This is a genomic window from Faecalicatena contorta (assembly GCF_003149105.1).
Lineage (GTDB): Bacteria > Bacillota > Clostridia > Lachnospirales > Lachnospiraceae > Muricomes > Muricomes contortus_C.
On sequence record NZ_QGDS01000001.1, the window covers coordinates 470,880 to 491,557 of the forward strand.

General features: G+C 42.8%; 21 protein-coding genes. 19 read left to right on the top strand and 2 right to left on the bottom strand.

The annotated features are described in order from the left end of the window. Positions 1 to 19 precede the first annotated feature (19 nt). From A8805_RS02250 to A8805_RS22740, 7 genes are all read left to right on the top strand, one after another. On the top strand, positions 20 to 2,455 hold the full coding sequence (locus A8805_RS02250; RefSeq protein ID WP_109708573.1) for a U32 family peptidase: 2,436 nt from the start codon (positions 20 to 22) through the stop codon (positions 2,453 to 2,455). Between the two features lie 13 nt (positions 2,456 to 2,468). Then, the gene (locus tag A8805_RS02255; protein ID WP_109708574.1) at positions 2,469 to 3,896 is read left to right on the top strand and encodes an FtsW/RodA/SpoVE family cell cycle protein; all 1,428 of its coding nucleotides are present in this window, start codon (positions 2,469 to 2,471) and stop codon (positions 3,894 to 3,896) included. Between the two features lie 37 nt (positions 3,897 to 3,933). Beyond that, complete coding sequence (locus A8805_RS02260) at positions 3,934 to 5,283, top strand: peptidoglycan D,D-transpeptidase FtsI family protein (protein ID WP_109708798.1); 1,350 nt, start codon at positions 3,934 to 3,936, stop codon at positions 5,281 to 5,283. Positions 5,284 to 5,301: 18 nt separating this feature from the next. After that, positions 5,302 to 5,667, top strand: coding sequence for a hypothetical protein (locus tag A8805_RS02265; protein ID WP_109708575.1), 366 nt, complete (start codon positions 5,302 to 5,304; stop codon positions 5,665 to 5,667). A 130-nt stretch (positions 5,668 to 5,797) separates the two neighbouring features. After that, on the top strand, positions 5,798 to 6,757 hold the full coding sequence (locus A8805_RS02270; RefSeq protein WP_109708576.1) for a DUF2953 domain-containing protein: 960 nt from the start codon (positions 5,798 to 5,800) through the stop codon (positions 6,755 to 6,757). Between the two features lie 69 nt (positions 6,758 to 6,826). Beyond that, entirely contained in the window at positions 6,827 to 7,237 is a 411-nt protein-coding gene (locus A8805_RS02275; RefSeq protein ID WP_109708577.1) for a GerW family sporulation protein, read from the top strand. A gap of 48 nt (positions 7,238 to 7,285) precedes the next feature. Then, positions 7,286 to 7,420 carry a hypothetical protein gene (locus A8805_RS22740; RefSeq protein ID WP_278321209.1) on the top strand — a complete coding sequence of 45 codons (135 nt, stop codon included), beginning with the start codon at positions 7,286 to 7,288 and terminating at the stop codon, positions 7,418 to 7,420. A gap of 102 nt (positions 7,421 to 7,522) precedes the next feature. On the opposite strand, the gene rpmB is transcribed toward A8805_RS22740, so the two are convergent. Then, positions 7,523 to 7,708: a 50S ribosomal protein L28 gene (gene rpmB, locus A8805_RS02280; RefSeq protein ID WP_009244733.1), complete on the bottom strand. Its 186-nt coding sequence runs from the start codon at positions 7,706 to 7,708 to the stop codon at positions 7,523 to 7,525. A 218-nt stretch (positions 7,709 to 7,926) separates the two neighbouring features. Between rpmB and A8805_RS02285 the strand changes: the two genes are divergently transcribed. From A8805_RS02285 to A8805_RS02315, 7 genes are all read left to right on the top strand, one after another. After that, a complete protein-coding gene (locus A8805_RS02285; protein ID WP_181392724.1) occupies positions 7,927 to 8,286 on the top strand; it encodes an Asp23/Gls24 family envelope stress response protein in 360 nt (119 codons plus the stop codon). 14 nt (positions 8,287 to 8,300) lie between these two features. Further along, positions 8,301 to 9,962: a DAK2 domain-containing protein gene (locus A8805_RS02290; RefSeq protein ID WP_109708579.1), complete on the top strand. Its 1,662-nt coding sequence runs from the start codon at positions 8,301 to 8,303 to the stop codon at positions 9,960 to 9,962. An 8-nt stretch (positions 9,963 to 9,970) separates the two neighbouring features. Continuing rightward, positions 9,971 to 12,028: an ATP-dependent DNA helicase RecG gene (gene recG / locus A8805_RS02295; protein WP_109708580.1), complete on the top strand. Its 2,058-nt coding sequence runs from the start codon at positions 9,971 to 9,973 to the stop codon at positions 12,026 to 12,028. Between the two features lie 142 nt (positions 12,029 to 12,170). After that, positions 12,171 to 12,377, top strand: a complete 207-nt coding sequence (locus tag A8805_RS02300; protein WP_109708581.1) for an alpha/beta-type small acid-soluble spore protein — start codon at positions 12,171 to 12,173, stop codon at positions 12,375 to 12,377. 290 nt (positions 12,378 to 12,667) lie between these two features. After that, positions 12,668 to 13,243: a 16S rRNA (guanine(966)-N(2))-methyltransferase RsmD gene (gene rsmD / locus A8805_RS02305; protein ID WP_278321210.1), complete on the top strand. Its 576-nt coding sequence runs from the start codon at positions 12,668 to 12,670 to the stop codon at positions 13,241 to 13,243. Next, positions 13,237 to 13,728: a pantetheine-phosphate adenylyltransferase gene (gene coaD / locus A8805_RS02310; RefSeq protein ID WP_109708583.1), complete on the top strand. Its 492-nt coding sequence runs from the start codon at positions 13,237 to 13,239 to the stop codon at positions 13,726 to 13,728. Before rsmD ends, coaD begins: the two co-directional genes overlap by 7 nt. 2 nt (positions 13,729 to 13,730) lie before the next feature. Next, complete coding sequence (locus tag A8805_RS02315; RefSeq protein ID WP_109708584.1) at positions 13,731 to 14,321, top strand: ATPase; 591 nt, start codon at positions 13,731 to 13,733, stop codon at positions 14,319 to 14,321. Here the strand turns inward: A8805_RS02315 and A8805_RS02320 are convergent. Continuing rightward, complete coding sequence (locus tag A8805_RS02320) at positions 14,307 to 15,236, bottom strand: transporter (RefSeq protein ID WP_109708585.1); 930 nt, start codon at positions 15,234 to 15,236, stop codon at positions 14,307 to 14,309. The two genes, A8805_RS02315 and A8805_RS02320, sit on opposite strands and share 15 nt — an antisense overlap. Positions 15,237 to 15,344: 108 nt before the next feature. On the opposite strand from A8805_RS02320, the gene A8805_RS02325 reads away from it, so the two are divergent. From A8805_RS02325 to A8805_RS02345, 5 genes are all read left to right on the top strand, one after another. Then, complete coding sequence (locus A8805_RS02325) at positions 15,345 to 16,787, top strand: aminoacyl-histidine dipeptidase (protein ID WP_109708586.1); 1,443 nt, start codon at positions 15,345 to 15,347, stop codon at positions 16,785 to 16,787. A 58-nt stretch (positions 16,788 to 16,845) separates the two neighbouring features. Continuing rightward, on the top strand, positions 16,846 to 17,691 hold the full coding sequence (locus A8805_RS02330; protein WP_242992226.1) for a M23 family metallopeptidase: 846 nt from the start codon (positions 16,846 to 16,848) through the stop codon (positions 17,689 to 17,691). A 190-nt stretch (positions 17,692 to 17,881) separates the two neighbouring features. Then, positions 17,882 to 19,285 (top strand): RsmF rRNA methyltransferase first C-terminal domain-containing protein, encoded by a 1,404-nt coding sequence (locus A8805_RS02335; protein WP_109708587.1) that lies wholly within the window; start codon positions 17,882 to 17,884, stop codon positions 19,283 to 19,285. Between the two features lie 16 nt (positions 19,286 to 19,301). Then, entirely contained in the window at positions 19,302 to 20,009 is a 708-nt protein-coding gene (locus A8805_RS02340) for a pseudouridine synthase (protein WP_109708588.1), read from the top strand. Then, positions 20,003 to 20,677: an HAD family hydrolase gene (locus A8805_RS02345; RefSeq protein WP_109708589.1), complete on the top strand. Its 675-nt coding sequence runs from the start codon at positions 20,003 to 20,005 to the stop codon at positions 20,675 to 20,677. Before A8805_RS02340 ends, A8805_RS02345 begins: the two co-directional genes overlap by 7 nt. Position 20,678: the final 1 nt, after the last annotated feature.

Below are 20,678 nucleotides of genomic sequence, written 5' to 3' on the forward strand. Positions count from 1 at the left end.
ATAAGCAGGAGGATTGGATTTGACAAAAAGAATACAAGGCAGAAAGAAAATTGAAATACTGGCGCCCGCCGGCTCTTATACCAGTTTTCGGGCGGCGGTTCTGGCAGGAGCAGATGCGGTCTATGCAGGCGGTCCCCGCTTTGGTGCAAGAGCTTTTGCAGACAATTTTACGGAAGAAGAACTGCTGGAAGCCATTGACTATGCACATCTGCATGGGCGTAAGCTTTACCTTACAGTAAATACACTTTTAAAGGACAGCGAGCTGGACGGTCTTTATGATTATCTGGAGCCCCTTTATTGCCGGGGACTGGATGCAGTGATTGTTCAGGATATTGGTGTACTTGACTTTGTAAGAGAGCATTTCCCGGATATGGCTGTCCATGGAAGTACACAGATGACAGTAACAAATACAGAGGGCGCTCTGTTTCTGCAGGAACTGGGAGTAGAGCGGATTGTTCCGTCAAGAGAACTGTCACTAGAAGAAGTACGTGATATGGCAGAGCATACTGATTTGGAAATAGAGTGCTTTGTCCATGGTGCACTTTGTTACTGCTATTCGGGACAATGCCTGCTTAGCAGCCTGATTGGCGGCAGAAGCGGCAACCGGGGACAGTGTGCACAGCCATGCAGGCTGCCTTATACTTTGAACGGAAAAAAAGAGTATCTCCTGAGCCTGAAAGATATCTGCACTCTGGAACTGATACCGGAGATGATTGAAGCAGGCATTGACTCATTTAAGATTGAAGGACGCATGAAAAAGCCGGAATATGTGGCTCTTGTCACCTCTATGTACCGAAAGTATACAGACCTTTACCTGCAGAAAGGAAAAGCAGGATTTCAGGTTTCCCCGCGCGACAAGGAAATGCTTCTGGATATTTATAACCGGGGCGGATTCAGTGAGGGATATTACAGGCAACATAACAGCGGAGAAATGCTTTCACTCAAGCGGCCCAACCATGCCGGAGTGCCTGCATTGAAGATACTTTCCCAAAAAGGACGGGAGATAAGGGGAGAGGCTCTTACAGATATCTACAAAGGGGATATACTGGAAATGTCACAGGGGCAGGATGGAGCTGTTGAGAAGGAAAATTATACCTTTGGTAATGAAGTTCCAAAGGGAAAAGCAGTACAGATTCTCGCGCCAAAGGGATTGACTTTTGCAAAGGGAACCATATTATACCGTATCCGCAGGCAGGAACTGCTGGAGAGAATGCAGAAACTATATGAGGCAGGTACCCTGAAGGAGCCGTTGTATGGAAATTTTTGGGCTTCTCCAGGAGAACCGGCAGTTCTAACCGTAGGCTGTAAAGGATTTTCCGTAACAGTCCGGACAGAGGAAAACACAGAAGAAGCAAAGAATCAGCCCCTGGATAAAAACCGGATCAAAAAGCAGCTCATGAAGACCGGAAATACGGAATTCGTCTTTGAAACATTAGATATTACAGTGGAAGGTGCCATTTTCCTGCCCATGCAGCAAATCAATGAGCTCAGACGTGCAGCTTTAGAACTTCTGATCAAAGAAATCTGCGGAGCATATCACAGAACCAGAAACAAACAGCAAGAAACAGCAGAGCAGAGAGTCACTCATAAAAAAAACAGAAATTTATCCGGCACAGAACCCTGGCTGGCTGTTCTGGCAGAATCAGATGCACAGGTGCGGGCGGCAGCCGGATGTCCTGATGTAAAAAGAATTTATCTGGAATCTTTTATGTATGAGGATTCTTTAAAAGAGCCGGAATTGAAAGAACTATGCAGGGAAGTCTGTGACAAAGGAAAAGAAATTTTTCTTGCTATGCCTCATATTTTCCGCCGGGAATCAATTTCCTTCTTTTCCAGACAGTATGCTGCATTTCTACAGATGGGATTTGACGGTTTTTTAATACGGAATTACGAAAGTTTTCATTTTTTAATGAAACAAGGATTTGACAAGAAGGTTATATTGGACCATAATCTATATGTATTCAACCGGCAGGCAAAGCAGTTCTGGAACAAGCAAGAAGTGCATTCGTTTACCGCACCTGTTGAATTGAACAGAGCAGAACTGGGAAGACTTGGAATAACGCAATCAGAATTAATTGTTTACGGAAGACTTCCCGTGATGGTATCTGCTCAATGCATTGTAAATACAACAGGAGGATGTACGGGAAATCCTGGAGTCTTAAAGATAAAAGACAGGTATCAGAAAGAATTTCCCGTCAGAAATTGCTGTACATTTTGTTACAATGTAATATACAATACAGCGCCTTTGTTTCTGCTGGACCAGAAGGAAGATATTCTAAATCTGGCTCCCACGGGACTTAGAATCCAGTTTACCCAGGAAAACAGGACTGAGGCTGAATATATTCTCAAAACATACAGGGATATTTATCTTGAAGAGAAGGAGCTCCCGCTCATGCACAGGGAGACAGCAGATATGGAATTTACCAGAGGACACTTTAGACGGGGAATAACTTAGAAACAGGTGAAAGATGGTTAATATATTAGTAGAATTATCGAAATATATCATAATTATACTGATGTCAGTTTATACATTTTCGTGTTTTTCTGTATTCGCACAGGAATACGAGGAAGACAAAAAATGGATACTGATACGTCAGAACGTACTAATGTTTTTGCTCCAGTTTACAGCATATTTTGTAATGTATCTGCAGACAAATGAGCAAAAGCTTATGCTTTTTTATGGAGCACAGGTCTTGCTATTGACTGCAGTGCTCATACTTTACCGGGTTTTTTATCCAAAAGTATCCCGGCTGATTCTTAATAATATGTGTATGCTGCTGAGCATTGGTTTTATCATGATTACGCGTCTCACCTATCAAAAAGCAGTAAAGCAGTTTATATTTGCAATGGCAGGGATGGTTATCGGACTCATCGTTCCGGTGATAATACGCAAGCTCAGAGCTTTGAAGGACTGGACTTATATCTATGCAGGAACCGGAATTCTGGCATTGGGCATCGTTGCTGTGTTAGGACAGATTTCCGGCGGTGCAAAACTGGGATTTACCATAGCGGGATTTGGAATCCAGCCTTCTGAATTTGTGAAAATATTATTTGTATTTTTCGTGGCTGCAAGCCTGAATAAATCTACAGAATTTAAAAACATCGTGATAACTACGGCGGTGGCGGCACTCCATGTACTGATACTGGTTTTTTCCACCGATCTGGGAGCTGCCCTGATTATGTTCGTGGTATACCTGGTGATGCTTTATGTGGCAACAAGGCAGCCTTTGTATGCTTTGGCAGGAATCGGAGGCGGCAGTGTGGCCGCCGTTATGGCATATCATTTGTTTTACCATATCCAGGTCAGGGTTTCCGCCTGGAAGGATCCTTTTGCTTCCTACAGCGAGGGCGGATATCAGGTTGCCCAATCTCTTTTTGCAATCGGAACAGGAAGCTGGTTCGGGATGGGGCTGCACCAGGGACTGCCAGACAGTATCCCTGTGGCAGCGGAAGATTTTATATTTTCCGCAATCTCGGAGGAGATGGGTCTTATTTTTGCATTGTGTCTGGTTTTGGTATGTGTTAGCTGCTATGTGATGTTTTTAAATATTGCTATGGCAATCCGCAACCAGTTCTATAAATTGATTGCTCTTGGTCTTGGAACCTGTTATATATTCCAGGTATTCCTGACAATCGGCGGTGTTACGAAGTTTATCCCCTCCACCGGGGTTACTCTGCCGCTGGTCAGTTATGGAGGAAGCTCTATGCTGAGTACCATGATTATGTTTGGGATCATACAGGGTCTGTATATTTTAAGGGAAGACGAGGAAGAGATTATTGAGAAGAGAAGAGAGAGAGAATTTCGAAGAAGTGAGCCGTCAGAAAAGGCCCCGAGGAAAAAACAACAGAGGAAAAAACCAGCGTTTGAAGAAGTTCCGAAACAAAGAGTTCGCTAGGGTAACTTATTTCTTTGTCGCTTTGTTTCTGGCCTTGATGACCTATATTGTATATTTTAATATTGTACGTGCAAAAACCATTGTAAACAGTCCCTATAATGAACGGCAGGACGCATTTGCCGACAGAATTATACGGGGAAATATCGCAGACAGAAATGGAACTATACTGGCGGAGACAGAGGTTTTGGAGGATGGGACTGAAATACGCAGTTACCCCTATGGGGCAGTATTCGCCCATGTCATTGGATATAGTTATCCGTCTGCAGGAAAAAGCGGCCTGGAGTCAGTGGAAAACTTCGAATTACTTACCTCTAATGCCTTTTTCGTACAAAAATTTATAAATGAGTTTAAAGATGAAAAAAACATGGGTGATACCGTTGTCACAACTCTGGATGCAGATTTACAGCAGGCTGCTTACGATGCACTTGGCAGCAATAAAGGGGCTGTGGTTGTGATGGAAGCAAGCACAGGTAAAATTTTAGCCATGGTTTCCGGTCCTTCTTATGACCCTAACAGTGTGGAGGCCAACTGGGAAGCCCTGAACTCAGATGACAGCCAAAGCCCTCTGCTGAACCGAGCTTCCCAGGGGCTCTATGCACCTGGTTCTACATTTAAAGTGGTGACTGCTCTGGAATATATGCGGGAACACGCTGATTATCAAAATTACAGCTACGAATGTGCAGGAGAAATCACAACAGAAGGAACAACCATTCACTGTTTTGATAATACGGCACACGGACTGGAGGATTTGAGAAGCTCTATGGCAAATTCATGTAACTCCTCCTTTGCAAACATTGGACTATCTTTAAATAAAACCGCCTTCCGGAATACAGCGGAAGAATTGTTGTTTAATAAAAAGCTGCCTTCTGTGCTGGATTCCTCCAAAAGTTCTTTTAAAATTACGGAAAGTTCTAACAGTGCAGAGATGATGATGACAGCTATGGGGCAGGGAGAAACCCTGGTCAGCCCATATCATATGGCACTGATTACATCAGCCATTGCCAACGGAGGAACATTAATGGAACCTTATCTCGTTGAAAAAGTAACCAATTACACAGGGGCTGAAATCCGTAAAAATGTACCGAAAAGCTACCGGAAGCTTATGACATTAGATGAAGCCGCACAGTTAAAGGATTATATGAAAGCTGTTGTGGACGAAGGTACCGCTGCGCTGCTGTCCGGCCAGTCTTATACCGCTGCCGGAAAAACTGGTACGGCAGAATACAGTATGGATGATGGGGAGAAGACTCACTCCTGGTTTATGGGATTCACAAATGTGGACAATCCTGAGCTGGTTATCAGTGTAATTATAGAAGGGTACGATGGAAACGACGGAGCAAAGGCAGTGCCGATTGCAAAGCAGATATTGGATTCTTATTACTATTAGAACCTGGCGGTGAATACGATGCAGATGACATTTTACTGTGACTTATATGTCAGCAAAGACCTGGAAATTAAAAAAGAGAAGGTTTTGCAGAAGCTAAAAGCAAATTCTGCACAGCCTTTTGTCTATGTGATAACCCTGGCACAGGGAAAGCAAAACCACCTGGAGTTTTATTCCTCTCTGTTACTGAAACAGCACATTTACGAAGATACTCCGCTGTTTGTAGTAGGCATTGCCAAAGGATATAACGGGGCTCTGCACCTGATAGAGCACATTGTGAAAGAGATTTATGAAAGAACCGAAGATGTGGATATACGCGGTTATATTATGGAACGTCAAAGTAACTGTTCAGGACAGGACTGTGCATTTACTGCACAGCCCGTGTGAAAACGTTGAAGATGTAACAGCAAGCCCCATCGCCAAGGGCAATTTTCATGGGCTTGTGGCGTATCTGCTCATGGTCCTGAGCAGATATATACGTCAAAAAGAATACGGGGAAGGCAGAGTGTGAGAACGGATGTTACATATAATCCTGTTAATTCTGAAAATTATAGCATGGATATTGCTGGCAGTACTTGGATTATTCGTATTGCTTGTTTGTGTCGTTCTTTTTACGCCTCTGTGCTACCGGGGGGAGGCAGATTGTAAAGGGACACTGGACTCTCTGCGCGGCAGGGTCAGATTTTCCTGGTTTCTTCATCTTGTCAGCGGACACGTGACCTATGAGGACGGAAAACTAGACTGGAAAATCCGGATTGCATGGAAAAACTGGCTTCCGGGCATAGAGGAACGACCTGCTGAAATGGAGGAAGAATGGGAAGACGAACTGAAAATTCCAGCTAAAAAAGTACCTGAAGAACTTCCTTACAAAAAAGAGGAAAAGACGGAAAAAAGAGAAGAGAAAGAACAAAGAAAAGAAACACCTGCGGCTCTCCTCACACCAGAACCTGCAAAAATAACTGAAAAGACAGCAGATGACACGAAACCGCAAAAAAACTTATTTTCTAAAATACGGGAACTATATGAAAAGATCCTAAATAAAATAAAGGCCCTTTACCAAAAGATAAAATATACAATTTTCAAAATCTGTGATACGATAAAATCACTGTTGGAGAAAAAAGATAAGCTGCTGGAATTTATCACAGATGAGGTCCATAAATCAGCCCTCATGACAACACTTACAGAATTAAAGCGGCTTCTTCGTTTTCTTAAGCCGCAGAAATTAAAGATCTTGGCTCATTTTGGATTTGAAGATCCCAGTATTACAGGCTATGTTCTGGCAATCGGCAGTATGATTTATCCATTTTTTGGAAAACATATAGATATCCGGCCCGACTTTGATCAGGAGATACTTGAGGGAGAAATATTCATTTCCGGGAATATACGTGCATTATACCTTATCATATCATTTTGGAATCTGGTATGGGACAAAAACGTCCGCACCACATTCCGGCACATCAGAAAATTTAATCTGTAATTTTGATATACACAGGAATAACTTACATCAGCAAGAATAAAACATATTTTAAATTAAGGAGGAGCAGGCATGGCAGAAGAAAACAATTTCAAGAAAACAGTGGAAGCTTTATTTCAGGGCATGGATCATGTAATAACATCCAAAACGGTAGTAGGGGATGCTATCCATATTAATGATACCATCATCCTTCCTCTCGTGGACGTATCCTTTGGTATGGGGGCTGGATACCTGTCCGGTGATAAAAAAGACAGAGGCACAGGCGGTCTGGGCGGGAAAATAAGCCCCAGTGCAGTTTTGGTTATCAAAAATGGTACAACAAAACTAGTAAACATCAAGAACCAGGATACCATTACTAAAATTTTGGATATGGTACCGGATGTAGTAGATAAATTTACAGCAAAAGAAGAGAAGGTCACGGAAGACGATGTTATGGACATTTTAAGTTCTGAAGAATCTCAAAAAAATGATGCACAAATTTAAATAGAGCTGCATAGAATAGTAGCAAACCCATGCCGGAAGCGAGAGATTATGAAAAGAGTAGTAGGATTCGCATTATTGTGGTTTGCAGCCGGAATGCTTTTGATGCTTGTATTGCCAAATGCATTTGGTCTGATCATAACGCTGATTTGTCTGGCGGCGGGGTATAAGCTGTTCTGCGGGTAGCGGAGAGAGAGGGTTCGCCTGGTGCGGATCCCTGTTTGCTCCCGGCTGACGCAAAAAAAGTACTCACTGTTGTGTGAGTACTCCCGTGTCTTTTAAATGTCATTAAGCACGTTCTACGCATCCTGATTTTAAACAGGAAGTACAAACGTACATCTTTTTTGCTCCGCCTTCTGTCTTAACTCTAACGGACTTTACATTTGATTTCCACATTTTTGGTGTTTTTCTATGAGAGTGACTTACGTTATTACCGAAATGGGCACCCTTTTCACAAATAGCACATTTAGCCATCATTGCACCTCCTAACAATCTGAAATAGCCTATATAGGCTCACAACACTGTTATTTTATCAGAAAGAACTTCCTAATGCAAGCACTTTTTTGAATTTTTGGAAGTAAAATGAAAAATCAATACTTTTTGAATCCATATTGTAAAATTCATCCAAACAGAGTATAATACCTGTGTTGATTATGTTCAAAAATCCATTTAAGAATTGGAGGTAATATATGATGAAGGGCAGTATGAGTACGGAACTTGGAATTATTACAATCAACCCGGATGTAATTGCCAAGTATGCAGGCTCTGTGGCAGTAGAATGTTTTGGTATTGTCGGGATGGCTGCGGTTAATATGAAGGATGGACTGGTAAGGCTGCTGAAGAAAGAGAGCCTCACCCATGGAATCCAGGTAGAACTATCCGATGATAATGTTCTAAAGCTAAATTTTCATGTGATTGTTGCATACGGAGTAAATATTCTTTCAGTTTCTGACAATCTGATGAACAACGTAAAATATAAGGTAGAAGAATTTACTGGAATGACCGTAGATAAAATAAATATCTTTGTCGAAGGTGTCAGAGTGATTGATTAAGGAGGATACTTGTCGTGGCAACAAATACGATAAATGCAGAGCTGCTTACAAAGATGTTTTTAGCAGGAGCAGCTAATCTGGAAGCAAAAAAGGAATTTATTAATGAACTGAATGTATTTCCGGTTCCTGACGGAGATACGGGAACGAATATGACGCTGACAATTATGTCCGCAGCAAAAGAAGTAACTTCACTGATTGGGCCGGATATGCAGTCTTTGTCCAAGGCAATCTCTTCCGGTTCACTGCGTGGCGCCAGAGGAAACTCCGGCGTTATCCTTTCCCAGCTTCTCAGGGGATTTACAAAGGAAATACGCGAATATAAAGAGATTGATGTGAAGATTCTTGCCAGAGCCTGTGACCGTGCCCAGGCAACGGCGTACAAAGCGGTTATGAAGCCAAAGGAAGGAACTATACTTACTGTTGCAAAAGGGATTGCCCAAAAAGCGGCCGAGCTGGCAGAGACAACGGCTGATTTGGAAATATTTATTCCCGAAGTAATAAAGCATGCAGAGTATGTACTTTCTAAAACACCGGATATGCTCCCTGTCCTTAAGGAAGCTGGGGTTGTGGATTCTGGGGGACAGGGTCTTTTAGAAGTGCTTAACGGTGCTTATGATGCCTTCCTGGGCAAGGAAATTGATTACAGTGCTCTTGAAGCAAGCCCTGGAACCACTATTGTAAAACCGGGAGCAGAAGCCACTGCGGATATTAAGTTTGGTTATTGTACGGAATTCATTATTATGACTGAAAAAGAATTTTCCGAAAAAAATGAGATGGATTTTAAAGCATATCTTGAATCTATCGGAGATTCTATTGTATGTGTGGCAGATGATGACATCGTGAAGATCCATGTGCACACCAATGATCCGGGTCTGGCTATTCAAAAAGCATTGACTTACGGACAGCTCTCACGGATGAAGATTGATAATATGCGTGAGGAACATCAGGAAAAGCTCATCCGGGATTCTGAAAAGCTGGCGGCAGAGCAGCAGGCGAAAAAAATGGAAGGTCCCAGAAAGGAAGTCGGTTTTATTGCAGTTTCTATCGGAGATGGAATGAACGATATCTTTAAAGAACTGGGCGTTGATTATATCATTGAAGGCGGACAGACCATGAATCCAAGTACGGAAGACATGCTGACAGCTATTGATTCAGTCAATGCAGACCATATTTTCATACTTCCTAACAATAAGAATATCATTTTGGCGGCAAATCAGGCACAGTCCCTGACAAAGGATAAGGACATCCTTGTAATACCGACTAAAACTGTTCCCCAGGGAATCACGGCAGTCATTAATTATATGCCGGAAGCTGATATTGATACAAATGAAAAGAATATGAATGAAGAAATCCAGAATGTGAAGACAGGACAGGTCACATACGCTGTAAGAGATACCCACATTGATGATAAAGAAATCCATGAGGGAGACATCATGGGAATCGGGGATGAGGGAATTTTATCCGTGGGCCAGTCTGTAGAAGCCGTAACAAAAGAAATGCTTTCCCTTCAGGTTGATGACGATACAGAATTAATCAGCCTGTATTATGGTAAAGATGTTCTGGAGGAAGATGCAATGCGCTTTGCCCAGGAGATTGAAGAACTGTATCCGGATGCGGACGTGGATGCTCACTTTGGAGGTCAGCCAATTTATTATTATGTATTATCGGTAGAGTAGAATACACTATGAATGAAAATTCTAAAATCAGCACACTAAAAGGAATCGGGGACAAGACACAGGCCTTGTTCGAAAAAGCCGGTGTGCGGACAATCGGCGAACTGCTTCGCTATTATCCAAGAGGATATGATGTCTATGATGACGCTGTCCCTGTGGGGGAAGTAGAGGAAGGAAAGACAGTAACTGTTACTGGCGCAATATTCGGCAAGGTTCAGTTTGATGGAAACCGTAAGATGCAGGTAACCAGACTGTTTGTAAAAGATTTAACCGGAACGTTAAAGGTAATATGGTTCCGCATGCCTTTTCTGAAAAACACGCTGCGTGGAGGTGTCATCACATTGCGCGGCAGGGTTGTCAGAAGACGGGACGGCCTGGTGATGGAACATCCTGAGATTTTCTATCCCAGTGCAAAATATGAAGAAAAACGAAACACTCTCCAGCCAGTTTATCCTCTGACGGCAGGGCTTACCAATAATGCAGTGAAAAAGGCCATGCTGCAGGCAATGGAAGCCCTTGATTTGAAGCAGGAATTTCTGCCGGAAGATATCCGGCTGAAATACCACCTGGCAGAATATAACTTTGCAATGAGAGGTGTTCATTTTCCCGAAAGCAAGGAAGAATTCTATCAGGCCAGAGAACGTCTGGTATTTGAAGAATTTTTGGTTTTCATTCTATCACTCAGAATATTAAAAACAAGAGAAGACAAGGTGCCAAATGGCTTTACCTTCCGGGAATTTCCTCAAATAGATGCCTTTTTAAATGCATTGCCTTATGAACTGACGGATGCCCAGAAAAAAGTATGGGCTGAAATAAAAAAAGATATGTCGGGACCTCATGTCATGTCCCGGCTCATTCAAGGTGATGTTGGTTCCGGTAAAACTATTGTGGCTTTGCTGGGTCTGATGCTTGCGGGACTTGGCGGATATCAGGGTGCAATGATGGCCCCTACGGAAGTGCTGGCAAAACAGCATTACGAAAATATCCTTTCTATGTTCCGGCAATACAATATTCCTCTGAAAATAGTACTTCTGACTGGTTCTATGACAGCAAAAGAAAAGAGAGAGACTTACGAAAAGATTGCCTCAGGAGAGGCTGATATTATTGTTGGTACTCATGCACTGATACAGGACAAGGTGGAGTATCATCATCTGGCTCTGGTAGTAACGGACGAGCAGCACCGGTTTGGCGTAAAGCAAAGAGAAGCTCTGGCCGGAAAGGGAGCGATGCCACACATTCTTGTTATGAGTGCAACTCCCATTCCAAGGACACTGGCGATTATTCTGTATGGTGATTTGGATATTTCAGTCATCGATGAGCTTCCCAAAAACAGACTTCCCATAAAAAATTGTGTAGTAGATACCGGGTATCGTGATACTGCTTACCGATTTATCCAAAAACAGGTCTCAGAAGGGCGCCAATGCTATGTTATCTGCCCTATGGTAGAGGAAAGTGAACACCTGGAAGCAGAAAATGTTATAGATTATACCCAGCTTCTCAAAGAGGCTATCGGAGACAACATACAGATTGCTTATCTCCACGGAAAAATGAAGCAGGCCCAAAAAGATGAAATTATGGATGCTTTCGGAAGAAATGAAATCCAAGTTTTAGTTTCCACTACCGTCATTGAAGTAGGAATTGATGTTCCAAATTCTACAGTCATGCTGATTGAAAACGCAGAACGGTTCGGCCTGGCCCAGCTCCACCAGCTCAGGGGAAGGGTAGGCAGAGGGAAATATCAGTCTTACTGTATTTTTATGAGTGCTTCAAAAGCAAAAGAAACAAGAGAACGGCTGGAAATATTAAATAAATCTAATGATGGGTTTTTTATTGCCTCCGAAGATCTGCGGCTTAGAGGACCAGGAGACTTATTTGGAATCCGCCAAAGCGGGATTCTGGATTTCCGTCTGGGAGATGTATTTCAAGATGCAAAAACTTTGCAGGCGGCGAATAGCGCTGCGGAGGAAATTCTGGCCGATGATCCGGAACTGATACAGGAAAAATATATAAAATTGAAAGCATATTTGAATCATTATATGTCTGAAGTAATGCTGGAAACGACACTTTAAAAAATAAAGAAAATTATACCAAAGAAAGCAGGAACTTCCAGAGTAAAAGATGAATTCCTCCATATACTATGATTGTAACACACAGCAGTGTTATAAAAAAATCTGAAAAAGTAACAGAAGTTACGAAAAGGAGGAAACTATCATGGCAAGTCGTTCATCTAATCGAGCAGCCGTACCAGAAGCAAAGAGTGCACTGGACAAATTCAAATATGAGGTAGCAAGTGAGCTTGGAGTACCGCTTACTGATGGTTACAACGGAGATTTAACTTCAAGACAGAACGGTTCTGTTGGCGGTTATATGGTTAAGAAAATGATCGAACAGCAGGAAAGACAGATGGCTGGTAAATAACCAACCACTTTGAATCAAATTTCGTAAGAAAAAGCACTTGGGATTGACCTGAGTGCTTTTTTCTGCTAAAATTCAGCATTATAAGGAAACATCCATGTCACTAAAGGAAACAACCATGCTGCTAAGTTCGAAAAAACCTCACTAAGCCAGCAGGTTGTGCTTTACTACTAAGTTCGGAAAAGCCTCACTAAGTAGTATAAGCAAGTCGACAGGATGTACTTTGCAACTAAAGCTTGAAAGACCAAGCCTAAGATGCATAAGTAAGGAAACAAAAGCAGAATGAGGGTGTGTTGTCTATGAGAGTCATCGCAGGAAGTGCGAAAAGATTACAGTTAAAGACATTAGACGGGTTTGATACAAGGCCGACAACAGATAGAATAAAAGAGACATTATTTAATATGATTACACCGTTTATCTATGACAGTGTATTTTTAGATTTATTCAGCGGCAGCGGAGGAATTGGGATAGAAGCATTGAGCCGCGGATCCAGGGAAGCAATTTTTGTAGAGAGTAATCCCAAGGCCATGGCATGCATTAAGGAGAACTTAAAGACAACCCGGCTGGAATCAAAAGCACTGACTCTGACGCGGGATGTTATGGCGGCACTTTACCAATTAGAAGGCGAGAAAGAATTTGATTTCATTTTTATGGATCCTCCTTATAATCAGGGATTGGAAAGGAAAGTGCTGGAATATCTCTGCGACTCTCAGATGGTGTATGATGATACTGTTATCATCGTGGAATCTTCCATAGAAACGGATTTCTCCTATCTTGAAGAACTAGGTTTTTCCTGCATAAAAGAAAAAGTATACAAAGCAAACAAGCATGTCTTCATCGAAAAGGCAGGGAAGGAAGAAATATGTTAAGAGCCATCTATCCGGGAAGTTTTGATCCTGTCACATACGGGCATTTGGACATCATCAAAAGATCTTATAAGATTGTTGATGAATTAGTAGTCGGAGTGCTTAATAATAATGCGAAAATGCCGTTGTTTTCTGTAGAAGAACGTGCTAAAATGTTAGAGGAAGTCACAAAAGACTTAAAAAATATAAAAATTGTCCCGTTTAACGGGTTATTGGTTGATTTTGCAAGACAACAAAATGCAGAGGTCATCATCCGGGGACTGCGTGCGATTACTGATTTTGAATATGAGCTGCAGATGTCACAGACAAATCATAAGCTGGAGCCGCGCGTCGAAACCATGTTCTTAACAACAAGTATTGAATATTCATACCTCAGTTCCACAACCGTTAAGGAAATTGCAGTTTTTGGGGGAGATGTATCACAGTTTGTGCCGGAAACTGTGGAAGTGGAATTGCTGAAAAAGATGAACGCAAAAAGGAGAGTGTAACGATGAGCAGTCGTATCGAGCAGATTATTGAGGAAATCGAAGAATACATTGACAGGGATTGTAAATTCCAGCCATTGTCTACTACAAAGATTATCGTAAATAAAGAACATCTGGATGAGTTATTACGCGAACTCAGAATGAAAACACCCGATGAAATTAAAAGATACCAGAAGATTATAAGCAACCGGGATGCAATTATTGCAGATGCACAGGCAAAGGCAGACGCTATGATTGAAGAAGCCCAGATGCAGACCACAGAACTGGTCAGCGAACATGAAATTATGCTGCAGGCTTATGCCCAGGCAAATGAGATTGTCACACAGGCTACTGCCCAGGCACAGGAGATTATTGATAATGCCACCGAGGATGCCAATGCAATCCGCATCGGCGCCATTCAATATACCGATGATTTACTGGCAAATGCTGAAAGTATCATCGGACATACACTGGATAGCTACACCACAAAATATGATGGATTAATCAACTCCCTTCAGGAATGTTATGATGTAGTGCGCACAAACCGTGAGGAGCTGGAGCTGCCTGTAGACGGAGAACCAGACTACTATCCACAGGATGGGTTAGATGAAATGTAAATACAAAAATGCTATCAGACTGGTTGCCCCTGCGGCGGCCAGTTTTTCTATTATGTAGGAAATGATAGAAAGTTGAGTTTTCTGTATCATGCACTGGGTTTGGGCCACTGCACACACTCCCCCGAAAGAAGTCAGCCCCATAATGGCTGAATACTGCAGGGCAAATGGAATATCCGATTTTCCAATCAGTGCGATTCCGGTTGTCACTTCCAGTGACGGAAGCAGAACCTGAAATAGTGCAGGCTGCCAGGGACATGACTGGACAAGGGACAATATGACAGAAAACAGGATAATATACCCCCCTACTTTTACAATCGTTTCAAAACTATCCATAATACATGTATCCATAATACGAAAATTCCAGTTTTTTCTGCTTTGTCCATTCTTTTTCAAGTCTTGAAACCGATTCCCTTTTCCAAGATAAAATCTGCGGAAAATAAAACTGAGCATCATCGGCGTGCCCAGCAGAATGAAAAGTGAAGGAATCAGCAGGTCTTCCCTGCCTAATGTTTTCCACACGATAAAATTCAAAATAAAAACAGGGCTGGTATTATTGCAAAAAGAAAGCAGATACCTCCCCTCGTCCTCTGTAATATAATCGGAGGTCATTAAGTCAGCCGTCACTTTAGCCCCCATAGGGTATCCGCATAAAAATCCAACGATAACAGCAAAGCTTCCATTTTCCGATACTTTAAATATATGGCACAGAATCCGTCCAAAGGCTTTGGATATGTAGTGTATACTATCCGTATACAGCAAAAGATTTGTAATAATGATGAAAGGAAACAGAGTAGGCAAAATGATTTGAAACCATAAAAGAAGACCTTCACTGGCTCCGTTAAATACTGCTTTGGGCGAAATAAGCATGCATACAAATAATAAAACGATTCCCAGTCCAGCCAGATTACGTTTCATAGAAGGTCCCCCTGGTAGATCTTAATAAAGATATATGAAACAGGTTGATTTTTTATTCTCCTTGTGACAAAATGAAACTAACAACTGATAGGAAAAGAGGAATGAGAAATGTCAATTTTAGACGGGTTAAAACCCCAGGAAGTGTTCCATTATTTTGAGGAGTTAAGCCAGATACCGAGAGGGACGTTCAACACAAAAGCTGTCAGTGATTATTGTGTGAATTTTGCCAAAAATAAGAATCTCGAAGTTATCCAGGATAACCTCTGCAACGTAATCATTAAAAAACCAGGGACTCCGGATTACGAAAATAGTGAACCGGTCATCATCCAGGGACATCTTGACATGGTATGTGAAAAGACAGAAAATTCAGACCATGATTTTACAAAAGATCCTCTTAAGCTTTATGTGGAGGACGGTTTTGTGAAGGCCAGAGACACTACTCTGGGGGCAGATGACGGAATCGCAGTGGCTATGGCACTTGCTTTGCTTGAAAGCAGGGATATTCCACATCCTCCTCTGGAAATACTGCTTACCGTAGACGAAGAAGTGGGAATGGAAGGGGCAAAGGCAATTGATTTGTCACCACTAAATGGAAAGATGCTTTTGAATCTGGATTCTGAGGATGAAGACACCATCATCGCAGGATGTGCAGGAGGGGTCGTTTTCCATATGGACCTGCCTGTTGACAGAGTACAGAAAACAGGCACTTGTATGGAGGTCACAATCTGCGGCCTGAAAGGCGGACATTCCGGTGTAGAGATTGACCAACAGAGAGGAAATGCCAACAAACTGGCTGGAAGGCTTTTAAACCGGCTGAACCAAGATATGAAGGTTTCCCTTTTTAATATCCAGGGAGGCTCCAAAGATAACGTGATTCCATCTGTCTGCAAGTTCACAATTCTTGTACAGGACAGCGTGGAGGCAGAAACGATAATTGAAAATATGCTGCATACCTGGAAAGAGGAATTTGGTACTGACGAGCCTGATTTAGATATTACTATAAAAAATACAGAAAATGCAGAGCTTTCCGTTATGTCCGATTACCATACACATAAAGCGATTTTTTTCCTGAATAACTGTCCAAATGGTGTAGACGGCTTTAGCCGTTCTCTGAAAGGGCTTGTGGAGACCTCCGACAACCTTGGCATTGTTTTCTCAGAAGAAAGTAAGATTTCCTTTGATTTCCTGATTCGAAGCTCCGTATCATCAAAGCTGGGGGAAATGAAAGAGAGATTTCTCAGCTGGGCTAAGTTCCTGGGAGGTACTTACGGCTTCTCAGGGGAATATCCCGCATGGATGTATAAGAAAGACTCCAAAATCCGTCCAATCGTAGTGGAGGCTTTTGAGGCGGTTTACGGAAAAAAACCGGAGATTGCAACCATACATGCCGGACTGGAGTGCGGCCTTCTGACCGGGAAAAAGCCTGACCTGGACTGTGTATCCTTCGGACCAAGAATGTATGATGTCCATTCTGTAAGCGAGCGCCTGGATATTGATTCCACAGGGAGAATGTGGAACATTCTCAAAGAAATCCTGAAAAAGTGCAAATAGCAAGCCTGGGGAACATATATTTAGAGGGAGTTTAATCTGCAAAGGAATATCCTGAAAATTGAAGCGAAAAAGAGTGCACAACTATATCCTCCTGAATTTTCTTCTGTGTTTTTTCCTCTCCATCGGTATCCATGAGCTGCTAATATTGGGAGGGTTTTCACGGCTGAATGAGGATACGGTAACAAAAGAGGCCTTCCGCATACAGACACTGAATGAGGAAATGCTGAACTGCATACAGAATACAAAAGACCCGGGGGAGAGCCTGGGTCTTTATTGGTTGGAAACAAATTTTGGTGCAAAACCACTAAAAAGTGTACCAGATTCAAAATTGTTCCAGCGCCTGGAAAATAAATGGGCAGGCAGGGACGGCTTTGAAAATTACATAGCCCAGTGCAGGGGAATCTGGAATGATGTGGTATATTTTCCGATTCCGGAACCATCTAATAACGTGGATGCTGGTATATCCTACGTAGACTCCTGGATGTTTCCGCGGAATTATGGAGGAAAGCGGGGCCATGAAGGGACAGATATCATGGCAGATAAAAATGAGAGAGGATACTATCCTGTGGTCAGTATGACAGACGGAGTCGTACGGCATAAAGGCTGGCTGGAGCAAGGAGGCTGGAGGCTTGGCATTGTCTCACCCAGCGGGACTTATTTTTACTATGCACACATGGCTTCCTATGCGGATATTGAGGAGGGCGATACCGTACAGGCAGGAGATTTACTGGGCTATATGGGAGATACCGGCTACAGCACAGTAGAAGGCACAACGGGAAATTTCCCAGTCCATCTTCATGTAGGAATTTACTTATTTCACAAAGAGGAGGAAATCAGTGTTAACCCTTACTGGGTTCTCAGATACATGGAAAATAATAAAATAAAATGTGTATATCCACGGTAAGGCGTGCAGATTGGACTACTAATGTCCGGTCAAATATGGTATAATATCCTCATGAATGAGGATATTATATGCCTCTGGCGAATTTTAAGCCCGTGCCATATTTTCGGCTAAGGCCGAAAGGCACATGGGCAATTATATCATAAATTTTGTAAAATTCATGATATAATCTTTTCCATGTGGAGGAATTGAAATGAACTTACCAAGAGCCTTTGAAGAAAAAATGAAGCATCTGCTGCACGAGGAATATGAGGATTATATACGCTGCTTTGATGAGCCGCGCCACTTTGGCCTCCGTGTAAATACAAATAAAATTAGTGTGGAGGACTTTTTAAAAATCGCTCCCTGGCCCCTCCAGCCTATTCCCTGGATACGTAATGGATTCTATTATGACGGAGAGCATATCCATCCCGCAAAGCATCCTTACTATTTTGCAGGACTGTATTATCTGCAGGAACCCAGTGCCATGACCCCTGCCGACAGGCTGCCGGTGGAGCCGGGAGAGCGGGTTTTAGATATCTGCGCTGCACCGGGTGGAAAAGCAACGGAATTGGGAGCAAAGCTGAAGGGCAGCGGAGTACTGATTGCAAATGACATCAGTAATTCCAGGGCCAAAGGTCTTTTGAAAAACCTGGAGCTCTTCGGCATTGGAAATATGTTGGTATTAAGTGAAGAACCTGGAAAACTCACAGAGTATTTCACAGAGTATTTTGATAAGATTCTGATTGATGCACCTTGTTCCGGGGAAGGAATGTTCCGCAAGGACAAGAAGATGGTGAAAGCCTGGGAAGAACATGGCCCCGGCTTCTTTTCCAAACTTCAGAGAAGTATTATCACACAGGCGGCTTCTATGCTCAGCCCCGGCGGCAGTTTGTTATATTCCACCTGTACCTTTGATGCCTCTGAGAATGAGCAGGTTATAGAATATCTTTTATCCCAATACCCTGAATTTGAGCTATGCCGGATAGAACCCTATGAAGGGTTCGCCCCTGGAATTCCGGAGCTCTCAAGCAGCGGCAATGATTCCCTTTCTGAAACGGTCCGTATCTTCCCTCACAGGATGCGGGGAGAAGGCCATTATCTTGCCCTCCTGAAAAAAGGAAATCGGGAAGAATCCGGGGCGGGGCAAAGAGAGAAAAAGAAAGTTTCAAAAGGCACTGTAAAAGCTGCAAAGCTGCCGGAAGAACTTGCTGCCTTCTGGAAGGAGATTAGCTGGGAGCTGGATGCATCCCGTCTGGATATTCATGGTGAAAGAATCTACTATATGCCGGAAGACCTTCCCGATATGCGCGGGATACGTTTTCTTAGGTCGGGACTCCTTCTGGGGGAACTGAAAAAGAACCGCTTTGAACCCAGCCAGGCACTGGCCATGTGTCTCAAAAAGCAGGAATACAGCAAGATACTGGACTTCTCCCTGGGAGATGAAAGAATCATGAAGTATCTAAAGGGAGAGACACTGGATGTAGAGGATAAAACATCCGCAAAGGAAAAAGGATGGTATCTTGTCTGTGTAGACGGTTACCCCCTGGGATTCGGGAAACTTGCCGGGCAGACATTGAAAAACAAATATCTTCCTGGCTGGCGGTGCCAATATTAAATTAAAGGAAACAAGCATGAAACTGAGGCTGGATAAATATCTTGCAGATATGGGAGCGGGTACCCGCAGTGAAGTAAAAAAAGCAATTGTAAAGGGACAGGTAAGTATCGGAGGGATGGTCGTAAAAAGACCGGAAACCAAAATTGATACAGAGCAGGATGAGGTGGAATATCAGGGCAGAAGTGTCAGCTATGTGGAATATGAATATTATATGCTGAACAAACCTGCGGGCGTGGTATCTGCAACAGAAGATAAGAAGGAACAAACCGTCGTGGACTTGATAGAAAGCCGCCGGCGGAAAGACTTGTTCCCTGTAGGGCGGCTGGATAAGGATACAGAAGGTTTGCTTCTGATTACCAATGATGGTAAAATGGCACATCGTCTTTTATCACCCAAAAAGCATGTTGATAAGGTCTATTATGCCCGCATAAAAGGAAACGTCAGTCAAGCAGACGTACAAGCCTTTTCTGACGGACTGGATATTGGAGAGAAACACAGGACTCTTCCTGCAAAGCTGGTTATATTAAATGCAGATGAAATATCAGAAATTGAAGTCACCATACATGAGGGAAAATTCCACCAGGTAAAGCGGATGTTTGAGGCAGTGGAAAAAGAAGTCCTCTACCTGAAAAGAATCCGTATGGGAAGTCTGGAGCTGGACGATACGCTTTTGCCGGGAACATACAGAAAATTAACAGAGAAAGAGATAAGTGAATTATGTTAGAAAATAAAAAAGCAGTAATATTTGATTTGGACGGCTCTCTGGTGGATTCTATGTGGATTTGGCCGGAAGTCGATATACAATATATGAAAAAATATGACCTCCGTGCACCTATGAATTTTCACAAGGCCGTAGAAGGAATGAGCTATACAGAAACAGCACAATATTTTCTTGACACCTTTCCTTCTCTCAGATGTACATTGGATGACGTGCGCAGGGAATGGATGGAAATGACTATAGACCTGTACCAGACAAAGGTTTCATTAAAGCGGGGGGCACGTGAATTTTTGGAGCGTATGCGCTCTATGGGCGTTCTGATGGGGATTGCCACCAGTAATGCCAGAGAATTAGTAGATGCAACATTAAAGTCACTTCATATCCAGGATTATTTCGCCTCTGTACGGACTTCCTGCGAAGTGTCAGCCGGAAAGCCGGCACCAGATGTATATCTGAAGGTTGCTGAAGATTTGAGGGTTTCCCCGGGGTCCTGCCTGGTCTTTGAGGATGTCCCAAGAGGAATTGAGGCAGGCAAAAATGCGGGAATGACCGTATGTGCCGTAGAAGATGAATTTTCAAAGCCGGATGAAAGGGAAAAAAGGCAGCTGGCCGATTATTTTATCCGGGATTATTATGATATTGAAAACCGTACTTATGAAATATGTGGAGTGTAAA